Below are 20768 nucleotides of genomic sequence, written 5' to 3' on the forward strand. Positions count from 1 at the left end.
CGGCCCGGGGGGCGGATGTGCCACGGTCAGTTCCGGCGGTTCCCGTTGCGGGCGGCGACCGGCACCTCGGCGCGTGCCCAGCGGCGCAGCGTGGCGTCGCTCTCGGTCAGCCGCGCCGACAGCACCGCGATGATCGTCTCGACCGCCCGGGCGCTCACCATCTCGTGGTGAGCGCAGTCGAGGCGGTATTGGTGGATCTCCCCCGCGATCACGTTGTGCCAGGCCGCCACCGCCGGGATCGGGGCGTCCGAGCGGGCCGCGGTGAAGAACAATGCGTCCCCGTCGAAGGTGTCCGGTTCGTGCCGGCGCGCGGCGCGCGCGGTGTCGGTGGACCCGGCGTGCAGGCGTTCGAGGTGGGCGGCGGTCAGGCCGGTGCCGCCACCGAACGCCTCGTCGAGGACTGCGGCGGCGTGCTCGAAGCTCGGCTCGTCGTCGTCGACGGGAAGCCCGAGATCGCGCAGCATGTCGCGGGTGCCGACGGCCGGGGACGCCCCGACGACCAGGTGGCTGTCGAGCAGCGCGAGGGTGTCGACGATCTCCCCGGCGCGGCGCAGTTCGACGGCCACGGCGTGCGCGACCACCCCGCCGAGGGACCAGCCGAGCAGATGGTACGGCCCGTGCGGCTGCACCCGCCGGATCTCCCGCACGTAGTGGCGGGCGAGCGCGGTGATGGTGTCGTGCCGTGGGCCGCCGGACAGGGCCGGCAATTGCAGTCCGTAGACGGGCCGGTCGTCGAGGCGGTGCGCGAGGGTGCTGTACGGCCAGGCCAGCCCCGCGGCGGGATGGATGCAGAACAGTGCCGTGCCGGTGCCGGGGCGCAGCGGGACGAGCACCCGGAACGCCTCGTCGATTCCGTTGCTCGCCTCGGGGTCGCCGCTGCTCAGGTGCGCGGCGAGCTCCGCCGGGGTGGGGTGGGTGAAGATCGAGGCGATCGGCACCCGGCGGCCGAGTCGTTCCCCGAGAGCGGGCAGCAACCGGGTCGCCAGTAGCGAGGTGCCGCCGCGCTCGAAGAAGTCGTCGTCGACCCCGGCCCGGTCGAGACCGAGATGTTCGGCGAACAGGTCGGTGAGGAGCTTTTCGAGGTCGGTGCGCGGGGCCCGGTAGTCCCCGGCCGGGGCGGTGAACTCCGGGGCGGGCAGCGCGGCCCGGTCGAGTTTGCCGGCCGGGGTGAGCGGGATGTCGTCGAGCACGGTGATCACCGCCGGCACCATGTGCGGCGGAAGATGCTGCGCGACGAACGTTCTCACTTCGGCGGCGGTGACCTCGGCATTCGGGGTGAGGCGGATGTAGGACACCGGCAGGGCCTGCCCGGACGGGGCGGTGTGGCCGAGGGTGTGGGCGAAGACCACCTGGGGGTGCGCGGTCAGCGCCGTGTCGATCTCGCCGAGTTCGACACGGAACCCGCGGATCTTGACCTGGAAGTCGGTGCGGCCGACGTAGTCGAGGCGATGATCGGTGGTCCACCGCACCAGATCGCCGGTGCGGTACATCCGCTCCCCCGCGGCGGTGGGGTCGGGCACGAACCGGGCGGCGGTCAGCGCGGGCCGCGCGTGGTAGCCGCGGGCCAGGCCGGGTCCGGCGACGTACAGTTCCCCGGCCACCCCGACGGGGACGGGCTGGAGCCGTCCGTCGAGCACCAGGGCGCGGAAGCCGCGGCTGGGGGTGCCGATGGTGACCGGTTCCCCGGCCGTCAGGGGGTCGTCGAGGGAGGTCATGATGGTCGCCTCGGTGGGGCCGTAGGCGTCGATCATGCGGCGCGAGTGGGCCCAGCGCGCCACCAGCTCCGGGGGGAGCGCTTCGCCGGCGACGAGCAGGGTGTGCAGCTCGGGGACGGTGTCCGGGTCGAGGGAGGCCAACGCGGTGGGGGTGATGAAGGCGTGGCTGACCCGCTGCGCGCGCAGCACCGCGGCCAGGTCGTCGCCGCCGTAGACGTGCGGCGGCACGACCACCAGGGTTGCGGCCGCGCTCAGCGCCATCATCTGCTCGAAGATCGACGCGTCGAAGCTCGGCGATGCCAGATGCGACACCCGCGCCGCGGCGGTGACCTGCAGCCGGTCGCGTTCCTCCCGGGCCAGGGAGGCCAGGCCGCGGTGGGTGACCGTCACGCCCTTGGGGCGGCCGGTGGAGCCGGAGGTGTAGATCAGGTAGGCGGGATGATCCGGGTGCAGCACCGCGGGCCGGTCCGCGTGGTCGATCGGTGCGACCGGCCCGGTGATGAGGTCGAGGTCGTCGAGGACGAGCCAGTCCACCTCGTCGGGCAGCGCGTCGCGGTGCGCGGCGACGGTGATGCCGATGCGCGCGGCGCTGTCGCCGAGCATGAATGCGATGCGGTCGGCCGGATAGGTGGGATCGACCGGCACGAATGCCGCGCCGCTGCGCACCGTGGCCCACACGGCGGTGACCGAGTCGAGTGAGCGCGGGACCGCCAGGGCGATCACCTGTTCGGGTCCGGCGCCGCGGTCGAGCAGGCGCCGCGCGAGCCGGGTGGCGCGGGCGTCGAGTTCGCGGTAGGTGACCTGCCGGTCGCCGTCGACGACCGCGACGGCGTCCGGGGCGGCGGCGACGGCGGTGTCGAGCAGCTGCGGCCACAGCACTGCCGGTTCCGGCTGCGGCCCGATCGCGGGTACCAGCGCGGTGTGTTCGGCGGTGGTGAGCAGGTCGAGGTCTCCGACGGGGCGGTGCGGGTCGGCGGCGATCGTGTGCAACAGCCGGCCGAAGCGGTCGGCGAAGCCGCGCACCGTCTCGGCGTCGAACAGGTCGGTGGCGTAGACGAAGGCGGCGTCGAGCCCGCCCGTGGTGTTCTCCCCGATCAGCAGTTCGAGGTCGAAGTTGCATACCACCGGATCGAGCGCGACGCCGTGCACGCTCAGGTGCGGCAGTTCCACCGCGGGCAGCTCGGCGGTGTGGAACTCGAGGGAGACCTGGAACAGCGGCGAGTGCGCGGTCGAGCGGGTCGGGGCGAGGGTGTCGACGACCCGGTCGAAGGGCAGATCGGCGTGCGCGAAGGCGTCGAGGTCGCTGTCGGTGACGGCGGTGAGCAGGTCGGTGAAGGACCGTTCGGCGGGTACCGGGGTGCGCAGCACCACGGTGTTGACGAACATGCCCACCACCTCGTCGAGGGCGCGGTGGCCCCGGCCGGCGACCGGGGAGCCGACGGCGATGTCGTCGCTGCCGGACAGGCGGGCCAGCAGCACCGCGAAGGCGGCGTGCACGGTCATGAACACGGTGCTGTGCCGGTCGGCGGCGAGCTGTTGCAGCCGGGCGAGCAGGTCGGCGTCGACGGTGAAACGGGTGATGTCGCCGCGGAAGGACTGCTGCGGGGGTCGGGGCCGGTCGGTGGGCAGCGCCAGCACCTCGGGCAGCCCCGCGAGGCGGTCCTGCCAGTAGGCGGTCTGGTCGGCGGCGAGACTGCCGGGGGCGGCGGGGTCGCCGAGCCGGTCGAGCTGCCACAGGGTGTAGTCGGCGTACTGCACCGGCAGCGGCCCGAAGGTCGGGGTCTCGCCGCGGCTGCGGGCGGCGTAGGCGATCATCAGGTCGCGGGCGAGCGGGCCGGTGGAGCCGCCGTCGGCGGCGATGTGGTGCACGACGAGCACGGCGAGATGGTCGTCGCGGTCGAAGGCGAACACCCGTGCCCGCACCGGGATGTCGACGGTGACGTCGAAACCGGCGCCGAGGAAGTCGGCGACGGCGGTGGGCGCGGTGTCCTCGGTGGCCGGCACCACGTCCAGCGGCAGCGGTGCGTCGGCGGCGGCGAGGATGCGCTGGTGTGGTCCGGTGGCCGAGGCCGGGTAGACGGTGCGCAGGCTCTCGTGCCGGGTCAGCAGGTCGTGCAGGGCGGCGCCGAGCGCGGCCGGGGACAGATGTCCGGACAGCCGGATGGCCAGGGGGATGTTGTAGGCCGCGGAGGTCGGGTCGAACTGGTTGATGAACCACAGTCGTTGCTGTGCCGGGGACAACGGAATGTGGTGGGGGCGCGGCCCGGCGACCGGGCCCAGTGTGGTTCCGGCGGCGGGTTCGGCGGTGTCGGTGGTGGCGGGCCGCTCGTCGAGGTGCGCGGCGAGCGCGGTGACGGTCGGTGCTTCGAACAACGCCCGCACCGGTACGGGCCGGCCGAGCCGGTCGCCGAGGCGGGCGACGGCGCGGGTGGCGAGCAGCGAGTTGCCGCCGAGGTCGAAGAAGTTGTCGTCGGCGGCGAGCCGGTCGAGGCCGAGCACCTCGGCGAGTTCGTCGGCGACGAGCGACTCGAGTGGGTCGGTGGGCGCCGGGCGGTCGTCGGTGGCGGCGCGCAGTTCCGGGGCCGGCAGCGCGGCGCGGTCGAGTTTGCCGACCGGGGTCAGCGGGATCTCGTCGAGCACGCTGATGACGGTGGGCACCATGTGCGCCGGAAGACGCTCGGCGACATGGGATTTCACCGCGGTGGGGTCGATGTCGGCGCCGGGCGCGGGATGCAGGTGGGCGACGAGGACCGTCTCCCCGCTGGGGGCGCGGTGGGCGACGGTGGCGGCGAAGCCGACACTCGGGTGCGCGGCGAGCACGGCGTCGATCTCGCCGAGTTCGACGCGGAAACCGCGGATCTTGATCTGGAAGTCGCTGCGCCCGACGTAGTCGAGGCGCAGATCCTGCGCGTCGAGGTCGCCGACCCAGCGCACCAGGTCCCCGGTGCGGTACATGCGTTCGCCGGGGGCACCGTAGGGGTCGGCGACGAACCGGGCGGCGGTCAGCGCGGGCCGGGCGTGATAGCCGCGGGCCAGGCCCCAGCCGGCCAGATACAGTTCGCCGACGGCACCGAACGGCACCGGCCGCAGCGCGGGGTCGAGGACGACGGCGTGCACCCCGCGCAGCGGACCGCCGAGGGTCAGTGGCTCGTCGACGCCCAGGGGGTCGCTGATCGCGGCCATGATGGTCGTCTCGGTGGGCCCGTAGGCGTCGACGAGGCGCCGGCCGGGCGCCCAGGTGACCTGCAGGTCCGCCGGCCACGCCTCCCCACCGACCGCGAGATCGGTGAGGTCGGTCAGATCCGCCGGATCGAGGGAGGCGAGCGCGGCGGGGGTGATGAACCCGTGGGTGATCCGCTGCTCGCGCAGCAGGGCACCGAGTTCGGCGCCGCCGACGATGTGCGGGGGCACGATCACCAGTTCGGCGCCGGTGCCGAACGCCAGGAGGTACTCGAAGATCGACGCGTCGAAGCTCGGTGAGGAGACGTGCATGACCCGCGCGCCGGGGCCGGCACCGAAGCGGGTGCGCTGGTCGCGGGCGAAGTTCTCCAGGCTGCGGTGGGTGGTGAGCACCCCCTTGGGGCGGCCGGTGGAGCCGGAGGTGTAGATCAGGTAGGCCGGATGATCCAGCCGCAGCGTGGCCGGGCGGTCGGTGTCGCCGAGCGCGGCGGGGTCCTCCCCCGCCGCGGCGCGGTCGAGGTCGTCGAGCAGCAGCCACGGCACCGTGTCGGGGAGTTGCGCGCGGTGCGCGGCGGTGGTGAGACCGACGGTGGCGCCGCAGTCGTCGAGCATGAACGCGACCCGCTCGGCCGGGTAGCGCGGGTCGACGGGCACGAACGCCGCCCCGGTCTTGGTGATCGCCCACATCGCGGTCACCGACTCGATCGAGCGGGCGATGCCGAGGGCGACGAAGGTCTCCGGGCCGGCGCCGTGGCGCGGCAGCACCCGGGCCAGCCGGGTGGAGCGTTCGTCGAGCTCGCGGTAGGTGAGCACGCGCTGCCCGTCGCGCAGCGCCGGTGCGTCCGGGTGGGCGGCGGCGGTGGCGGCCAGCAGCTGCGGCAGGGTCGCGTCGCCGCCGCCGGCCGGGCCGTGTACGGGCAGCAACGCGGCCTGTTCGGCGGCGGTGAGCGCGGGCAGCGCCGTGATCGGGGTGGCCGGGTCGGCGGTGAGCGCGTCGAGGACGGCGGTGATGCGCGCGGCGATCGCGGCGACGGCGGCGCGGTCGAAGACCTCCGGCAGGTACTTCATGCGCAGGTGCACGGCGGTGTCGGTGTGCACGACCACCGACAGCGGGTAGTGCGCGGCGTCGCGGCCGACGATGTCGGCGACCCGCATGCCGGCGAGGTCGGTGTCGCGGTCGAGACCGGCGCGTTCGACCGGATACGACTCGAAGACGGTGAGGGTGTCGAAGCGCACCGCGGCGCCGAGGTGCCGGTCGAGGGTGCCCAGGTCGAGATGGTGGTGGTCGAGCAGGGCGACCTGTTCGGCCTGGATGCGGTCGACGAGGGCACCGACGGTGTCGCCGGGCCGCACGGTGATGCGCACCGGGACGGTGTTGATGAACAACCCGACCATCGCCTCGATGCCGGGGATCTGCGGTGGCCGGCCGGAGACGGTCGCGCCGAACACCACGTCGGTGCGGCCGGTGAGCGCGCCGAGCACCAGCCCCCAGGCGGTCTGCACGAGGGTGTTGACGGTGATGCCGCGGGCGGTGGCGGTGTCGTGCAGCCGCACCGACAGGGCGGTGTCCAGGTCGACGTCGAGGTCCTCGGAGATCCCGGCGGTGGTGCCGGGCCGGTGCTGGGGGGCGAGCAGGGTCGGCTCGTCCACCCCGGCCAGGGCGCGGCGGTAGGCGTCGAGGGAGGCGTGCGGATCGCGGTCGGCGAGCCAGCTCAGGTAGCTGCCGTAGTGCGGTGCCGGCGGCAGGGCCCGCAGGTCGCCGTCGGTGGTGTAGAGCACGAGCAGTTCCCGGATCAGCACCGGGGTGGACCAGCCGTCGAGCAGCAGATGGTGGTTCGTCACTGCGAGCAGGTGCCGGCCCGGGCCGGTGTGCACCACGGTCGCGCGCAGCAGCGGCGCGGTCTCGGTGTCGAAGCGGGTGCGCCGATCGAGCGCGAGCAGTTGGGCGGCGGCGTCGTCGGGGTCGGGGTCGTCGCTGGTGTCGGCGACGGTGAACGGCACCTCCACGTGGGTGGGGACGACCTGCACGTGCCCGTCCCCGGCGGCGGGGAACGCCGCGCGCAGCGCCGGATGCCGGTCGAGCAGCAGTTGCAGGGCGCGCCGCAGCCGGTTCGCGTCGACCTCGCCGCGCAGGTCGAGCACCAGTTGCACGATGTACGCATCGGGGCGGTCCCCGGCGAGCAGGGCGTGGAAGAGCAACCCGGTCTGCAGCGGGGCGGTCGGCCACACCGTGTCGAGGCGCCCGTAACGCTGCTCGAGGCGTTCGATGACGTCCTGGTGCAGACGCACCAGCGGCAGATCCGAGGGGGTCAGTCCCCCGGCGTGCGGGCTGCGGGTGTGCCGGGTCAGGGCGGTCGCGGCGGTGGCGAACCGGTCGGCGAGGGCGGTGACGTCGGCGGCGTCGAGCAACCCGGCCGGATACGACCAGTGCACCTCGAGCACCGGCCCGTTCGGGGTGTCGGTGGTGACGGCGTTGATGTCGAGCACCGCCGCGGCGGGCATGTCCGGGCTCTGCGCCCCACCGTGGGGGAAGCCGTCGATGGGCAGCCACGCGGTGTCGGTATCGGTGATCCCGGCGGTGGGGCGACCGAGATAGTTGAAGCTGACCTGCGGTACCGGGGCGTCGGCGAGCCGCGCGGCGGTGTCGGCGTCGAGATGGCGCAGCAGCCCGAAGCCGGTGCCGTGGTCGGGGACGGCGGCGAGGTGTTCCTTGACGGTCTTGACGGCGCGCCCGGCGGCCGGGCCGGCGGCGAACGCGTCGTCGAGGTCGATGCCGGTCAGGTCCAGGCGCAGCGGGTGGATGGTGGTGAACCAGCCGACGGTGCCGGACAGGTCGGCGCCGGCGGCGGCGGTGCTGTCGCGGCCGTGGCCTTCGAGGTTGAGCAGCAGCGAGGCGGGGTCGTGGCCGCGGTCGCGGCGCCAGGCCGCCACCGCCAGGGCGAGCGCGGTGAGCAGCCCGTGGTCGACGGCGCCGTGGAAGGCGGTGGGCACGGCGGTGAGCAGCGCCTCGGTGACGGCGGTGGGCAGTGCGGTGGTGAGGGTGGTGACGGTGGCGTTGGTGTCGCGCACCGGATCGAAGGCCCGGTGTCCCAGCGGCGGGTTCGGTCCGTCGAGCACCCGGCGCCAGAAATCGAGTTCGGTGCGGCGGGTGGGGGCGGCGTCGCGCAGGGCGTGCGCCCAGCGGCGCACGCTGGTGCCGGTGGGTGGGGGCAGCAGCGCACCGGCACCGGTCGCGGTGGCCGCCCACGCGGCGGCCAGGTCGGGCACCAGGATGCGCCAGGACACCCCGTCGACGGCGAGATGGTGGATGACGACGAGCAACCGGCCGGCGCCGCTGGCGGTATCGAACCACACCAGCTGCACCACCCGCCCGCGATACGGGTCCAGCCGGTCGGCGGCGGCGTCGAGTTCGGTGGCGGCCAGGGCGAAGAACTCGTCGCTGTCGGCGGCGCTGGTGACCGGCACCCGGTGGATGACGGTACCGGCGTCGACGCTGCCCGGCGCGGGGACGTGCAGCAGGTGCCCGCCGGGGGTGTCCGGCGCCGGCCGCAGCTGCACCCGCAGCATGTCGTGCCGGTCGAGGACGGCGGTGACGATCGCGCGCAGCGTCGCCGCGTCCAGGCCGGTGGGCAGACGCAGCAGCAGTGCCTGCGAATAGCGGCCGATGCTGCCGCCGCGGTCGAGCATCCAGTGCGCGATCGGCGGCAGCGGCAGGTCGCCGACCCCGCCGCCGGGTAGCTCCGCGAGGGTCTCGGTGGGGGCGGCGGTGCCGACGACGGCGGCGAGCGCGGCGGGGGTCTTGTGTTCGAACACCGCGCGGGGGGTCAGGTCCAGGCCGGCGGCCTTGGCGCGGGACACCAGTTGGATGGACATGATCGAGTCGCCGCCGAGAGCGAAGAACGAATCGTCCACCCCCACCGTGGGCAGACCCAGGACCTGCGCGAACAGTTCGACGAGGACGGTTTCGGGGCCGCGCGCCGGGGCGCGGGAGACGGTGGTGCGGGCGGCGAAGTCGGGGGCGGGCAGCGCGCGCCGGTCGAGTTTGCCGGTGGCGGTGACCGGCAGGGTGTCCAGCACCACCAGGGTGGACGGCAGCATGTATGCGGCGAGCTGCCCGGCGGCGTGGTTCAGCACCACGTCGACGTCGAGATCGTGGCCGGTCTCGGGCACCACGTACCCGACCAGACGTTCGGTGGTGGTGCCCGGGGCGGTGTGTACGACGACCACGGCGCGGGCGACGCCGGGGGCGCGCAGCAGTGCCGCTTCGATCTCGCCGAGTTCGATGCGGAAGCCGCGCAGCTGCACCTGGAAGTCGGCGCGGCCGAGATATTCGATCTCGCCGTCGCGGGTACGCCGCGCCAGGTCACCGGTGCGGTAGAGCCGCTGCCCGGAGGTGCCGTGCGGGTCGGCGACGAACCGGGTGGCGGTCAGATCGGGACGGCGCAGATAGCCGCGCGAGAGCTGGGCGCCGGAGACGTACAGTTCGCCGATCACCCCGGTGGGCACCGGATGCAGCCGGCTGTCGAGGATGTGCAGGCGCAGCGACGGCAGCGGCGCCCCGATCAGGCTGGCCGCGGCGGTGGCGGCGAGGTCGCGGGTGATGGTGCGGGCGGTGACGTGCACGGTGGTCTCGGTGATGCCGTACATGTTCACCAGCGTCGGGGCGGTGTCGTCGTGGCGCCGGTACCAGCGGTCGAGCTGCGCGAAGTCGAGGGCTTCCCCACCGAAGACGACCCGGCGCAGCGCCGGCAGGTCGGCGGCGGCGGCGCGGTCGGCGTCGATGAGCTGGTAGAAGGCCGTCGGGGTCTGGTTGAGCACGGTGACCCGTTCGCGGCGCAGCAGCGCCAGGAACTCCTGCGGGTTGCGGGCGGTGTGGTAGTCGACGACGACGAGCCGGGCGCCGTGGGCGAGCGCCCCCCACAGTTCCCACACCGAGAAGTCGAAGGCGTAGGAGTGGAACAGCGTCCACACATCGGCGGCGTCGAAGCCGAACATCTCGGTGGTGTCGGTGAGCAGGGTGACGACGGTGCGGTGTGGCACCACCACGCCCTTGGGGCGGCCGGTGGAGCCGGAGGTGTAGATGACGTACGCCGCGGCATCCGGATGCACCTGCGGCAGTCCGTCTGCGCCGGTGGGCATCTCGGTGAGGCGGGTGCGCACGGCCGGGTCGTGCAGGTCCACGATCGGCGGGGTGTGCGGCGGGAGACCGGCGGCGTGCTCGGCGGTGGTGAGCAGGCACACCGGGGCCGCGTCGTCGAACATGTACGCCAGCCGATCCGGGGGGAACGCCACGTCGATGGGCAGATAGGCGGCGCCGCTGTGCAGCACGGCGAGCAACGCGACGATCAGGTCGGTGCCGCGCGGCAATGCGACCGCGACGAGCCGGTCCGGGCCGGCGCCGTGCTCGGTGAGCAGCCGGGCCAGGCGCTGCACCCGGTCGGTGAGTTCGGCGTAACGCAGCGCTCCGTCGGGGGCGGTGACCGCGGTGGCGGCCGGATCGCGTCCGGCGCCGCGGGCGTATACGTCGAGCAAACTGTCCGGGACAGGGTGGGGCGGGACGGGTGCGGCGGGGCGTTCGTCGGCGGGGGGCAGATCGACGTCGCCGATCGGGCGGTACGGGTCGGCGGTGACCGCGTCGAGCAGCCGCACCAGCCGCTGCGCGAAGGAGGCGACGGTGATGGGATCGAACAGGTCGGTGGCGTAGGTGAACGCCGCCGGTATCCCGTCCGTCTCCCCCGCCCCGGCCGGGTCGGTGTTCTGCAGGGTCAGTTGCAGGTCGAACTTGGCGACCGGCAGCTCCGGGTCGAGGGCGTCGACTTCCAGTTCGGGCAACACCAGTCGGGCGGGTTCGGTGTTGCCGTATTCGAGGACCACCTGGAACAGCGGGGACCGGTCGGTCTCGCGGGCCGGGGCGAGCACGTCGACGAGGGTTTCGAAGGGCAGTTCGGTGTGGCCGAAGGCCGCCAGGTCGATCTCGCGGGTGCGGTGCAGATGATCGGTGAACGACAGGGCGCCGTCGACGGGGGTGCGCAGCACCACGGTGTTGACGAACATGCCGACCAGGTCGTCGAGGGCGCGGTGCCCGCGACCGGCGACCGGGGAGCCGATGACGATGTCGGATGTGCCGGTCAGGCGGGCCAGCAGCGCCGCGAACCCGGCGTGTACGGCCATGAACACGGTGGTGTCGTGCTCGGCGGCCAGCACCTCGAGGCGCCGCTGCACGGCGGTGGGCACGGTGAAGTGGTGCAGGGCGCCGCGGAAGCTGCGCTGGGTGGGGCGGGGCCGGTCGGTGGGCAGCGGCAGCAGTTCGGGGGCGTCGGCGAGGGTGTCGCGCCAGAATTGCAGCTGGGTGGCGGCGAGGGAGGCCGGGTCGTCCGGGTCGCCGAGCAGGCGGCGTTGCCACAGCGCGTAGTCGGCGTACTGCACCGGCAACGGCGCCCGGTCCGGGGCGGTGCCGGTGGTGCGGGCGGTGTAGGCGAGCATCAGGTCGCGGGCCAGCGGCGCCATCGACGAGCCGTCGGCGGCGATGTGGTGCACCACCACCGCGAGCACATGGGTGTGCTCGTCGAGGCGCCACAGCCGCAGCCGCACCGGCACCGCCGCGGCCACGTCGAAACCGGCGCCGACGAACTCGCCGAGTGCGGGGGGCAACTCCTCGGCGGTGACCGGCCGGGCGGTCAGGACCGGCAGGACCCGGTCGGTGTCCACGATCACCTGCCGCGGGCCGTGTTCGTCGCCGGGATACCAGGTGCGCAGGCTCTCGTGCCGGTCGAGCACGTCGCGCACCGCCGCGGTGAGCGCCGCGACGTCGAGGCGGCCGGACAGGCGGATGGCCAGGGGGATGTTGTAGGCGGCGGAGGTGGTGTCGAACTGGTTGACGAACCACATGCGTTGCTGCGCCGGGGACAGCGGCAGCCGGTCCGGGCGTTCGGCGGCGACCAGCGGCACCCGGCCGTGCCCGCCGTGGTCGTCGAGGATCCGCGCGGCCAGCGCCCGCACCGTGGGGGCCTCGAACACCGCGCGCACCCCGGCGTCGGTGCCGAGCGCGGCATTGAGGCGGGCGACGACGCGGGTGGCGATCAGCGAGTTGCCGCCGAGATCGAAGAAGTTGTCGTCGACGGAGACCTGGGGGTGGCCGAGGATCTCGGCGACGATCTCGGCGACGGTGGCTTCGAGGTCGGTGCTCGGGGCGCGGTAGTCGCCGCCGAGGCGGGTCAGATCCGGCACGGGCAGGGCGCGGCGGTCGAGTTTGCCGACCGGGGTCAGTGGCAGCTCGTCGAGCAGCACCACGGTGGCGGGCACCATGTGGCCGGGTAGCCGGGCCGCGGCCCAGGCGCGCAGCGCCCGCGGATCAATCTGCCCGGCAGTGGTGTCGGTGAGATCGGGCAGCACATAGGACACGAGCACGGTGTCGCCGCTGGGGGCGGTGTGCCCGATGGTGTGGGCGAAGGCGATCGCGTCGTGGGCGGTGAGGGCGGCGTCGATCTCACCGAGTTCGATGCGGAAGCCGCGGACCTTGACCTGGAAGTCGGAGCGGCCGAGATATTCGACGGTGCCGTCGTGCCGCCACCGCACCACATCACCGGTGCGGTACATGCGTTCGCCGGGGTCGCCGTAGGGGTCGGCGACGAACCGGGTGGCGGTCAGGTCGGGGCGGCGGTGGTAGCCGCGGGCCACACCCGCTCCGGCGATGTACAGCTCCCCGGCCACCCCGACCGGGACGGGCCGCAGCCGGTCGTCGAGGACGGCCTGGTGGAAGCCGACGGCGGGAGCGCCGATGGTGACGGTGTGCCCGGGTCGCAGGGGCGGGCTGACGCTGGTTTCGATGGTGGCCTCGGACGGGCCGTAGCCGTTGAACATGCGGCGCCCCGGCGCCCAGCGCGCCACCAGCTCCGGGGGGCAGGCCTCGCCGGCGACGACGAGCACCTCGAGGTCGTCGAGTCCGGTGGGGTCGAGGGAGGCCAGCGCGGTGGGGGTGATGAAGGCGTGGGTGACCTTCTCCTCGCGCAGCAGCCGGGCGAGTTCGTCGCCGCCGTAGACGTCCGGCGGCACGATCACCAGGGTCGCGCCGGCGCAGAACGCCTTGGTGAACTCGAAGATCGACGCGTCGAAGCTCGGCGACGCCAGATGCGAGACGCGGGCGTGGTGGGTGATGGTGAAGTGGCTGCGCACCTCGGCGTTGAGGTTGGTCATGCCGCGGTGGGTGACGACCACGCCCTTGGGGCGGCCGGTGGAGCCGGAGGTGTAGATCAGGTAGGCCGGGTGGTCGAAGTGCAGCGGGGCGGTGCGGTCGGCGTCGGTGATCGGGGCGGTGTCCGCTGCGGCGATCCGGTCGGTGACGGCCGGGTCGTCGAGCACCAGCCACGGCACCTGCACCGGCAGCGCGGCGCGGTGCGCGGCGGTGGTGATGCCGAGGGCGGCGGCGCTGTCGGTGAGCATGTAGCTCACCCGTTCCGGGGGGTAGGCGGGGTCGACGGGCACGAAGGCCGCACCGGTCTTGGTCACCGCCCAGACCACCGCCACCGATTCGAGCGAGCGGGTCAGGGCGAGGGCGACGACGGTTTCCGGTCCGAGTCGGTACTCCCCGACGAGCAGCCGTGCCAGGCGGGTGGACCAGGCGTCGAGCTCGGCGTAGGTGATCTGCCGGTCGGCGAAACGCAGGGCGACCGCGTCGGGCAGGATCGCGGCGACCGAGGTGAGCAGTTCCGGCCACAGCTGCGGCGAGACCGGCGGCAGACCCCGCGCCGGGGTCAGATCGGCCAGTTCCCGGTCGGTGACGATGTCGATGCTGCCGACCGCGAGGTCGGGGGCAGCGGTGATGGCCTCGACGATCCGCACGAAGCGGTCGGCGAACGAGGCGACGGTGTCGGCGTCGAACAGGTCGGTGGCGTAGGTGAAGGCGCCGCGGATCCCGGCGGGGCCGTCGGCGCCGGTGGTCTCGGCGATCGACAGTTGCAGGTCGAACAGGGCCAGCATCGGCTCGAGGTCGAGGGCGCGCACCGTCAGGTCGGGCAGTTCGATCTCGGGGCGTTCGGTGTCCTGGAATTCGAGCAGCACCTGGAACAGCGGGGTGTAGGCGGTCGAGCGGGGCGGGTCGAGGACCTCGACGAGCCGCTCGAACGGCACCTCGGTGTGTCCGAAGGCGGTCAGGTCGCCGGTGCGGATGCGGTCGAGCAGCGCGGTAAACGGCTCGTCGTCGTCGACCCGGGTGCGCAGCACCACGGTGTTGACGAACATGCCCACCAGGTCGTCGAGGGCGCGGTGCCCGCGCCCGGCGACGGGGGTGCCGACGACGATGTCGTCGCTGCCGGACAGCCGGGCGAGCAGCACCGTCAGCGCGGCGTGCACCAGCATGAACACCGACGCGTCGTGGGCGCGGGCGATGTCGAGCAGCCGCCGGTGGGCGGCGGCGTCGAGGGTGAACGGGATGCGGGCCCCGCGCCGCGACGGCTGCACCGGGCGGGGCCGGTCCAGCGGCAGTTCGAGCAGGTCGGGGGCGTCGTCGAGGGTGTCGCGCCAGAACCGGAGCTGTGCGGCGGCGAGGGAGGCCGGGTCGGTGTCGTCGCCGAGCACCCGATGCTGCCAGAGGGTGTAGTCGACGTACTGCGCCGGCAGCGGTGGCCACTGCGGGGTCTGCCCGTCGTGGCGGGCGCTGTAGGCGGCGATGACGTCGCGGGCCAGCGGCCCCATGGAGAAGCCGTCGGCGGCGATGTGGTGGGCGACGAGCACGAGCACGTGCTCGTCCTCGGACAGCGCGAGCACCCGGATGCGGATGGGGATCTCGGTGGCCACGTCGAAACCGGCGGCGAGGATCGGGGTGAGCCGGCTGTCGAGGTCGGTGTCGTCGACCTCGGTGCCGTCGTCGACGGTGAGCACGACCAGGTCGGGGACGGCGGCCGCGGCGGGCACCACCACCTGCACGGGTCCGTCGTCGGTGAGCGGATAGCGGGTGCGCAGCGATTCGTGCCGGGCGACGACATCGCCGATGGCGTGGTACAGCGCCGCCTGGTCGAGCCGGCCGGACAGCCGCAGGGCGACGGCGATGTTGTAGGCCGGGGAGGTGGTGTCGAACTGGTTGACGAACCACATGCGCTGCTGCGCCGGGGACAGCGGGATCGGGTCGGGGCGCGGCCCGGCCACGGGTGCGCCGCGCCCGGCGTCGGCACGGTCCGGCCGGTCGAGGTGGGCGGCGAGATCGGCGACCACCGGATGATCGAAGATCTCCCGGATGCCGAGGTCGCTGCCGGTGTCCGCGGCCAGGCGCGCCGCGGCGCGCATGGCGAGCAGGGAGGTGCCGCCGAGGTCGAGGAAGTGGTCGTCGGCGCCGACCGGGCCGACGTCGAGCAGATCGGCGAAGACGGTGGCGACGAGCTGTTCGGTGGGGGTGCGCGGCGCCCGGTAGCCACCCGCGGCGGTGGCGGCCGGCGGGGCGGGCAGCGCGGCCCGGTCGAGTTTGCCGTTGGGGCCGACGGGCAGCGCGTCGAGGACGACGAGGGCGGCAGGCACCATGTAGTCCGGTAGCCGCGCGGCGAGGTCGGCGGTGACCGCGGTGGTGTCGATGCTGCGGCCCGGGGTGGGCACGAGATAGCCGGTGAGCCGGTCGTCGGCGCCGTGGTGGACGAGCACCACCGCCTGCCCGATCTCGGCGCGGGCGCGCAGCACCTGCTCGATCTCCCCGAGTTCGATGCGCAGACCGCGGATCTTGACCTGGAAGTCGGTGCGCCCCAGATACATCAGGGTGCCGTCGGCGCGGCGGGTGGCCAGATCCCCGGTGCGGTACATCCGTTCCCCCGGCGCGCCGTAGGGGTCGGCGACGAACCGGTCGGCGCTCAGGCCGGGACGGTGGAGATAGCCGCGGGCGAGCTGGATCCCCGCGAGATACAGTTCGCCGGCGGCGCCGGCGGGCACCGGATGCAGCCGCGCGTCGAGCACATGGGTGCGGGTGTTCCACACCGGCCGGCCGATCGGCACCGCCCCGTGGTCGGTGTCGGTGCTGGTCCACGCGGTGACGTCCACCGCGGCTTCGGTGGGCCCGTACAGATTGTGCAGGGCGGTGGGCGGCAACGCCTCCCGCAGCGCGGCGGCGGTCTCGGCGGGCAGCGCCTCCCCCGACGCGAACACGTGCCGCAACGTGATCGGCTTCCGGTCGTGGCGGTGCAGGGCGTCGACGAACACCGCGAGCATCGACGGCACGAAATGCGCCACGGTGACCCGCTCCTCGGCGAACAGCCGCAGCAGATAACCGGGATCGCGGTGCCCGCCGGGGGCGGCGACGACCAGCCGCGCCCCGACCTGCAGCGGCCAGAAGAACTCCCACACCGACACGTCGAAGGTGGCGGGGGTCTTCTGAACCACCGTGTCGGTGGCCGTCAGCGGATAGCTGTGCTGCATCCACCGCAGCCGGTTGACGATCGCCGCGTGCGGCACCGCCACCCCCTTGGGGCGGCCGGTGGACCCGGACGTGAAGATCACGTACGCCAGGTGCGCGCCGGCCGGCTCCGGCCGGTCCGCCGGGGTCAGGGCGGCCGGGGATTCGTCGTCGAGGTCGAGTCGGTCGAGCCGCAGCATCTCCGCGCCGGTGTCCGGCACGACGGCGGCGACGTCGCCGGTGGTGAGCACCGCGACGGGGGCGGCGGTGTCCAGGACGTACCGCAGTCGTTCGGTGGGATGCTCGGGGTCGAGCGGCAGATAGGCGGCGCCGCTCTTGACGATCGCGTACATGCCGACGAGCAGCTCGAGGGAGCGTGGGACGGCCAGCGCGATCACCCGGTCGGGGCCGGCGCCGGCGCGCAGCAGCCGCCGGCCGAGCCGGTTGGTGACCGCGTCGAAGTCGGCGTAGCCGAGGGTGCGGCCGGGGCGTGCGGGGTCGCGGCGACCTGCGCGGCGAACACCGCCCCCAGGGTGGTGATCGGCCCGGTGTCGGCGGTGGTGGCGTTCCACATCTCGAGGACGGTGCGGCGTTCGTCGGCGGTGAGCAGGTCCACGTCCCCGACGGGCACGGCCGGGTCGGCGGTGACCGTCTCGAGCAGCCGCACGAGTCGCTCGGTGATCGCGGTGGCGGTGCGCGGGTCGAACAGGTCGGTGGCGTAGGACAGGGCCCCGCGCAGCCCGGTGGTGCGGCCGGTGTCGTCGGCGACCGCGCCGAGCTGCAGGTGCAGATCGAATTTGGTGGTGTGCGTGTCGATCTCGGTGATATCGACGTCGAGGCCGGGCAGGGTCAGGTGGGCGCCGGTGGTGTCGGCGAAGGCGAGCATGACCTGGAACAGCGGCGAGTACGCCGCCGAGCGGGCCGGCACCACCGCGTCGACGAGCCGGTCGAACGGCAGGTCGGTGTGCGCGAAGGCCGTCAGGTCGGTGTCGCGCACGGTGGTGAGGAACTCGGCGAACGGCAGCTCGGCGGGCACCGCGGTGCGCAGCGCGACGGTGTTGACGAACATGCCGACCAGATCGTCGAGGTGGCGGTGGCTGCGCCCGGCGACGGGACTGCCGACGACGATGTCGTCGCCACCGGACAGGCGGGCGAGCAGCACCGCCAGGGCGGCGTGCACGACCATGAACTCGGTGGCGGTGTGGGCGTGGGCGAGCTGCCGGATCCGCCCGAACAGGCCGGGGTCGATCTCGACGTCGACGCCGGCGCCGCGGAAGGACTGCTGCGGCGGGCGGGGCCGGTCGGTGGGCAGCGCCAGCAGCTCGGGGGCGCCGGCGAGGATCTCCCGCCAGTACTCGAGTTGCCGGGCGGCGCGGGAGGCGGGGTCGTCGATGTCGCCGAGCAGCTGCGCGAACCACAGGGTGTAGTCGGCGTACTGCAGCGGCAGCGGCGCCCAGTCGGGGGCGGTGCCGGCGGCGCGGGCGGCGTAGGCGGTGACCAGATCCCGGGACAGCGGGGCCAGCGACGCCCCGTCGGCGGCGATGTGGTGCACCACCACGGCGAGCACGTGCTCGTCGTCGGCGATGCGGAACAGCCGCATCCGCAGCGGCGGGTCGACGGTGACGTCGAAACCGGCCGCGACCACCGCGGCGACGTCGCCGTCGAGATCGGTGGTGGGGGTCGGGGTGAGATCCACGGCGAGCGCGTCGACGGGCAGCACCTGCTGGATCGGTCCGGCGGGGGTGGCCGGGTAGACGGTGCGCAGCGCCTCGTGCCGGGCGAGCACATCGGTGGTCGCTGCGAGCAGCGCCGCCGGGTCGAGGTGACCACGCAACCGCAGCGCGACCGGGATGTTGTAGGCGGCGGACGTCGGATCGAGCTGGTCGACGAACCACAGGCGCTGCTGGGCGGCGGAGACCGGGACGGGATGCGGGCGCGGAAGCACCGGTGTCGGGGCGGGCCGGTCGACGTCGTCACCGGCGGGCAGGTTCGCGGCCAGCGCCCGCACCGTGGGGGCCTCGAACAGCGCCCGCACCCCCAGATCGGTGCCGAAGGCGTCGTTGATGCGGGAAATCACCCGGGTGGCGACCAGCGAGTTGCCGCCGAGCTCGAAGAAACTGTCGTCGGCGCCGACCTCGGCGACACCGAGCCGATCGGCGAAGATCGCGGCGAGGACGGTCTCGGTGGGCGACATCGCCGCCGCGGCACCGCCGCCGGTGCCGCCGAAGACCGGTTCGGGCAACGCCGTGCGGTCGAGTTTGCCGACGGCGGTCAGCGGGATCTCGTCGAGCACGACGACCGCGGCCGGCACCATGTGGGCGGGCAGCCGCTGCCCGAGCGCGGCGAGCACCGCCTCGGAGTCGAGGCCGTAACCGGGTTCGGGCAGCAGATAGGACACCAACATCGGTTCGCCGGAGGGGGCGGTGCGGCCGAGGGTGACCGCGAACGCGATACCGTCCTGGTCGCTCAGCGCCGCGTCGATCTCGCCGAGTTCGATGCGGAAGCCGCGGATCTTGACCTGGAAGTCGGAGCGGCCGAGATACTCCACGGTCGGCGGACGGTCCCTACCGCTGCGGGCGGCCCGGTCGCCGCCGGACAGATGCCAGCGGCTGACGTCGCCGGTGCGGTACATGCGGCTGCCGGGCGGGCCGAAAGGGTCGGCGACGAACCGCGTCGCGGTCAGGCCGGGCCGGTGGAGATAGCCGCGGGTCACACCCGGTCCGGCGATGTACAGCTCCCCCGCCACCCCGACCGGCACCGGATGCAGCCGGCCGTCGAGGATCAGTTCGTCGATCCCGCACACCGGGCTGCCGATGGTGATGCGTTCACCCGGCTTCAGGGTGTCGGTGATATTGCAGACGATGGTGGTCTCGGTGGGCCCGTACGCGTTGAACATGCGCCGGCCGGGCGCCCAGCGCGTCACCAGCTCCGGCGGACACGTCTCCCCCGCCACCGTGACCACCTCGCAGCCGAGTTCGGTGGGATCGACCGACGCGAGCGCGGCCGGGGTGGAGAACAGGTGGGTGACGTGCTCGTCGCGGAGCACGGCGCCGAGTTCGGCGCCGCCGTAGACGTGGGCGGGCACCACCACGAGGGTCGCGCCGATGCCGAAGGCGGTCATGTACTCGAAGATCGACGCGTCGAAGCTCGGCGAGGAGAAGTGCGACACCCGCGCCGCCGGGGGTGGGGCCAGGCGGGTGTGCAGGGTCGCCGACAGGTTCGCCAGGCCGCGGTGCGGAACCACCACCCCCTTGGGGCGTCCGGTGGAGCCGGAGGTGTAGATCAGATAGGCGGGATGGTCGAACAGCAGCGTGGCCGGGCGGTCGTCGTCGGTGATCGGGTCGGCGCTCGCCTGCCCGATCCGCGCATCGAGGTCCGGATCGTCGAGGACCAGCCAGGGCACCGTGTCGGGCAGCTCGTCGCGGTGCGCGGCGGTGGTCAGACCCAGCAGCGCCCTGCAGTCGGTGAGCATGTACTCGATGCGTTCGGCCGGATAGTTCGGGTCGACGGGCACGAAGGCGGCCCCGGACTTGGCGACCGCCCAGATCACGGCCACCGACTCGACGGACCGGACGATGCCGACGGCGACGAAGGTTTCCGGCCCGGCGCCGGCGGCGACGAGGACGCGGGCGAGCCGGTTGGACCATTCGTCGAGTTCACGGTAGGTCAGGCGGCGATCCTCGCACACCACCGCGTCGGTGTCCGGCACGACCGCGGCGACCGCCCCGAGGATCTCCGGCAGGGTCTGCGCGGAGCGGGCCGGGTCACCGTGCGCGGGGACCAGCCCGGCCACCTCGTCGCCGCCGACGAACGGCAGGTCCCCGGTGGGCAGCCACGGGTCGGTGAGCACCGCGGTCAGGGCGCGGCCGAGCCGCCGGCCGGTGGTGAGGGCGGTGCCCGCGTCCACCTGGTCGGGCCGGTAGCCGGTGCGTACCCGCAGGACGGTGTCGCTGGTGTCGATCGCCATGTGCACCGCCGCGGCCATCGCCTCGGTGTGCGGGGTGGGGTCGTCGAGGGACAGCACCACCGGGACCGACGGGGCGAGGCGGGTGAGCACGGCCGGGTCGACGTCGGCGTGGGCGGTGAGTTGCTCGCCGAGGGTGCGGACGCGGCGCACCAGCTCGGCGAAGGGTTCGGCCGGGTCGATATCGATCCGCAGCGGCAGCACCTCGCCGTCGCGGGCGACGCCGAGGAGGACGTCGTCGTGACCGGTCAACCGGGCGGTGAGCACGGCGGTCGCGGCGTGCAGCACCGCGGCGACCGTGGCGTCCGGGGCGTCCGGGGCGTCGTCGTCGGCGGGGGCGAACCGCGCGGCGAGTGCCGCGGCGGTCACCGCCAACCGGTCCTCGACGTCGGCGGGGGTGTCGGGGGCGGGGGCGGGGACCGGGCGGGGGGCGGCCCCCCCGGGCGCCGCGCCGGGCGCCCCCCCTCTCTTTTTAACAACTCCACACCCCCCCGGACCACAAACATACCGCAATGACGTCGGTGGTCGCCGGTTTATACAA

1 protein-coding gene and 1 pseudogene are annotated in these 20768 nt (G+C 73.7%); both read right to left on the reverse strand.

Annotated elements, in window-relative coordinates; all coding sequences use genetic code 11:
• Positions 1 to 26: 26 nt before the first annotated feature.
• A complete protein-coding gene (locus tag A8G18_RS11975; protein ID WP_064064058.1) occupies positions 27 to 16835 on the reverse strand; it encodes an amino acid adenylation domain-containing protein in 16809 nt (5602 codons plus the stop codon).
• 71 nt (positions 16836 to 16906) lie between these two features.
• Positions 16907 to 20248, reverse strand: a pseudogene (locus A8G18_RS23400) (amino acid adenylation domain-containing protein); the annotation flags it as partial.
• Positions 20249 to 20768: the final 520 nt, after the last annotated feature.

This window comes from Rhodococcus gordoniae, from assembly GCF_001646655.1.
Lineage (GTDB): Bacteria > Actinomycetota > Actinomycetes > Mycobacteriales > Mycobacteriaceae > Rhodococcus > Rhodococcus gordoniae.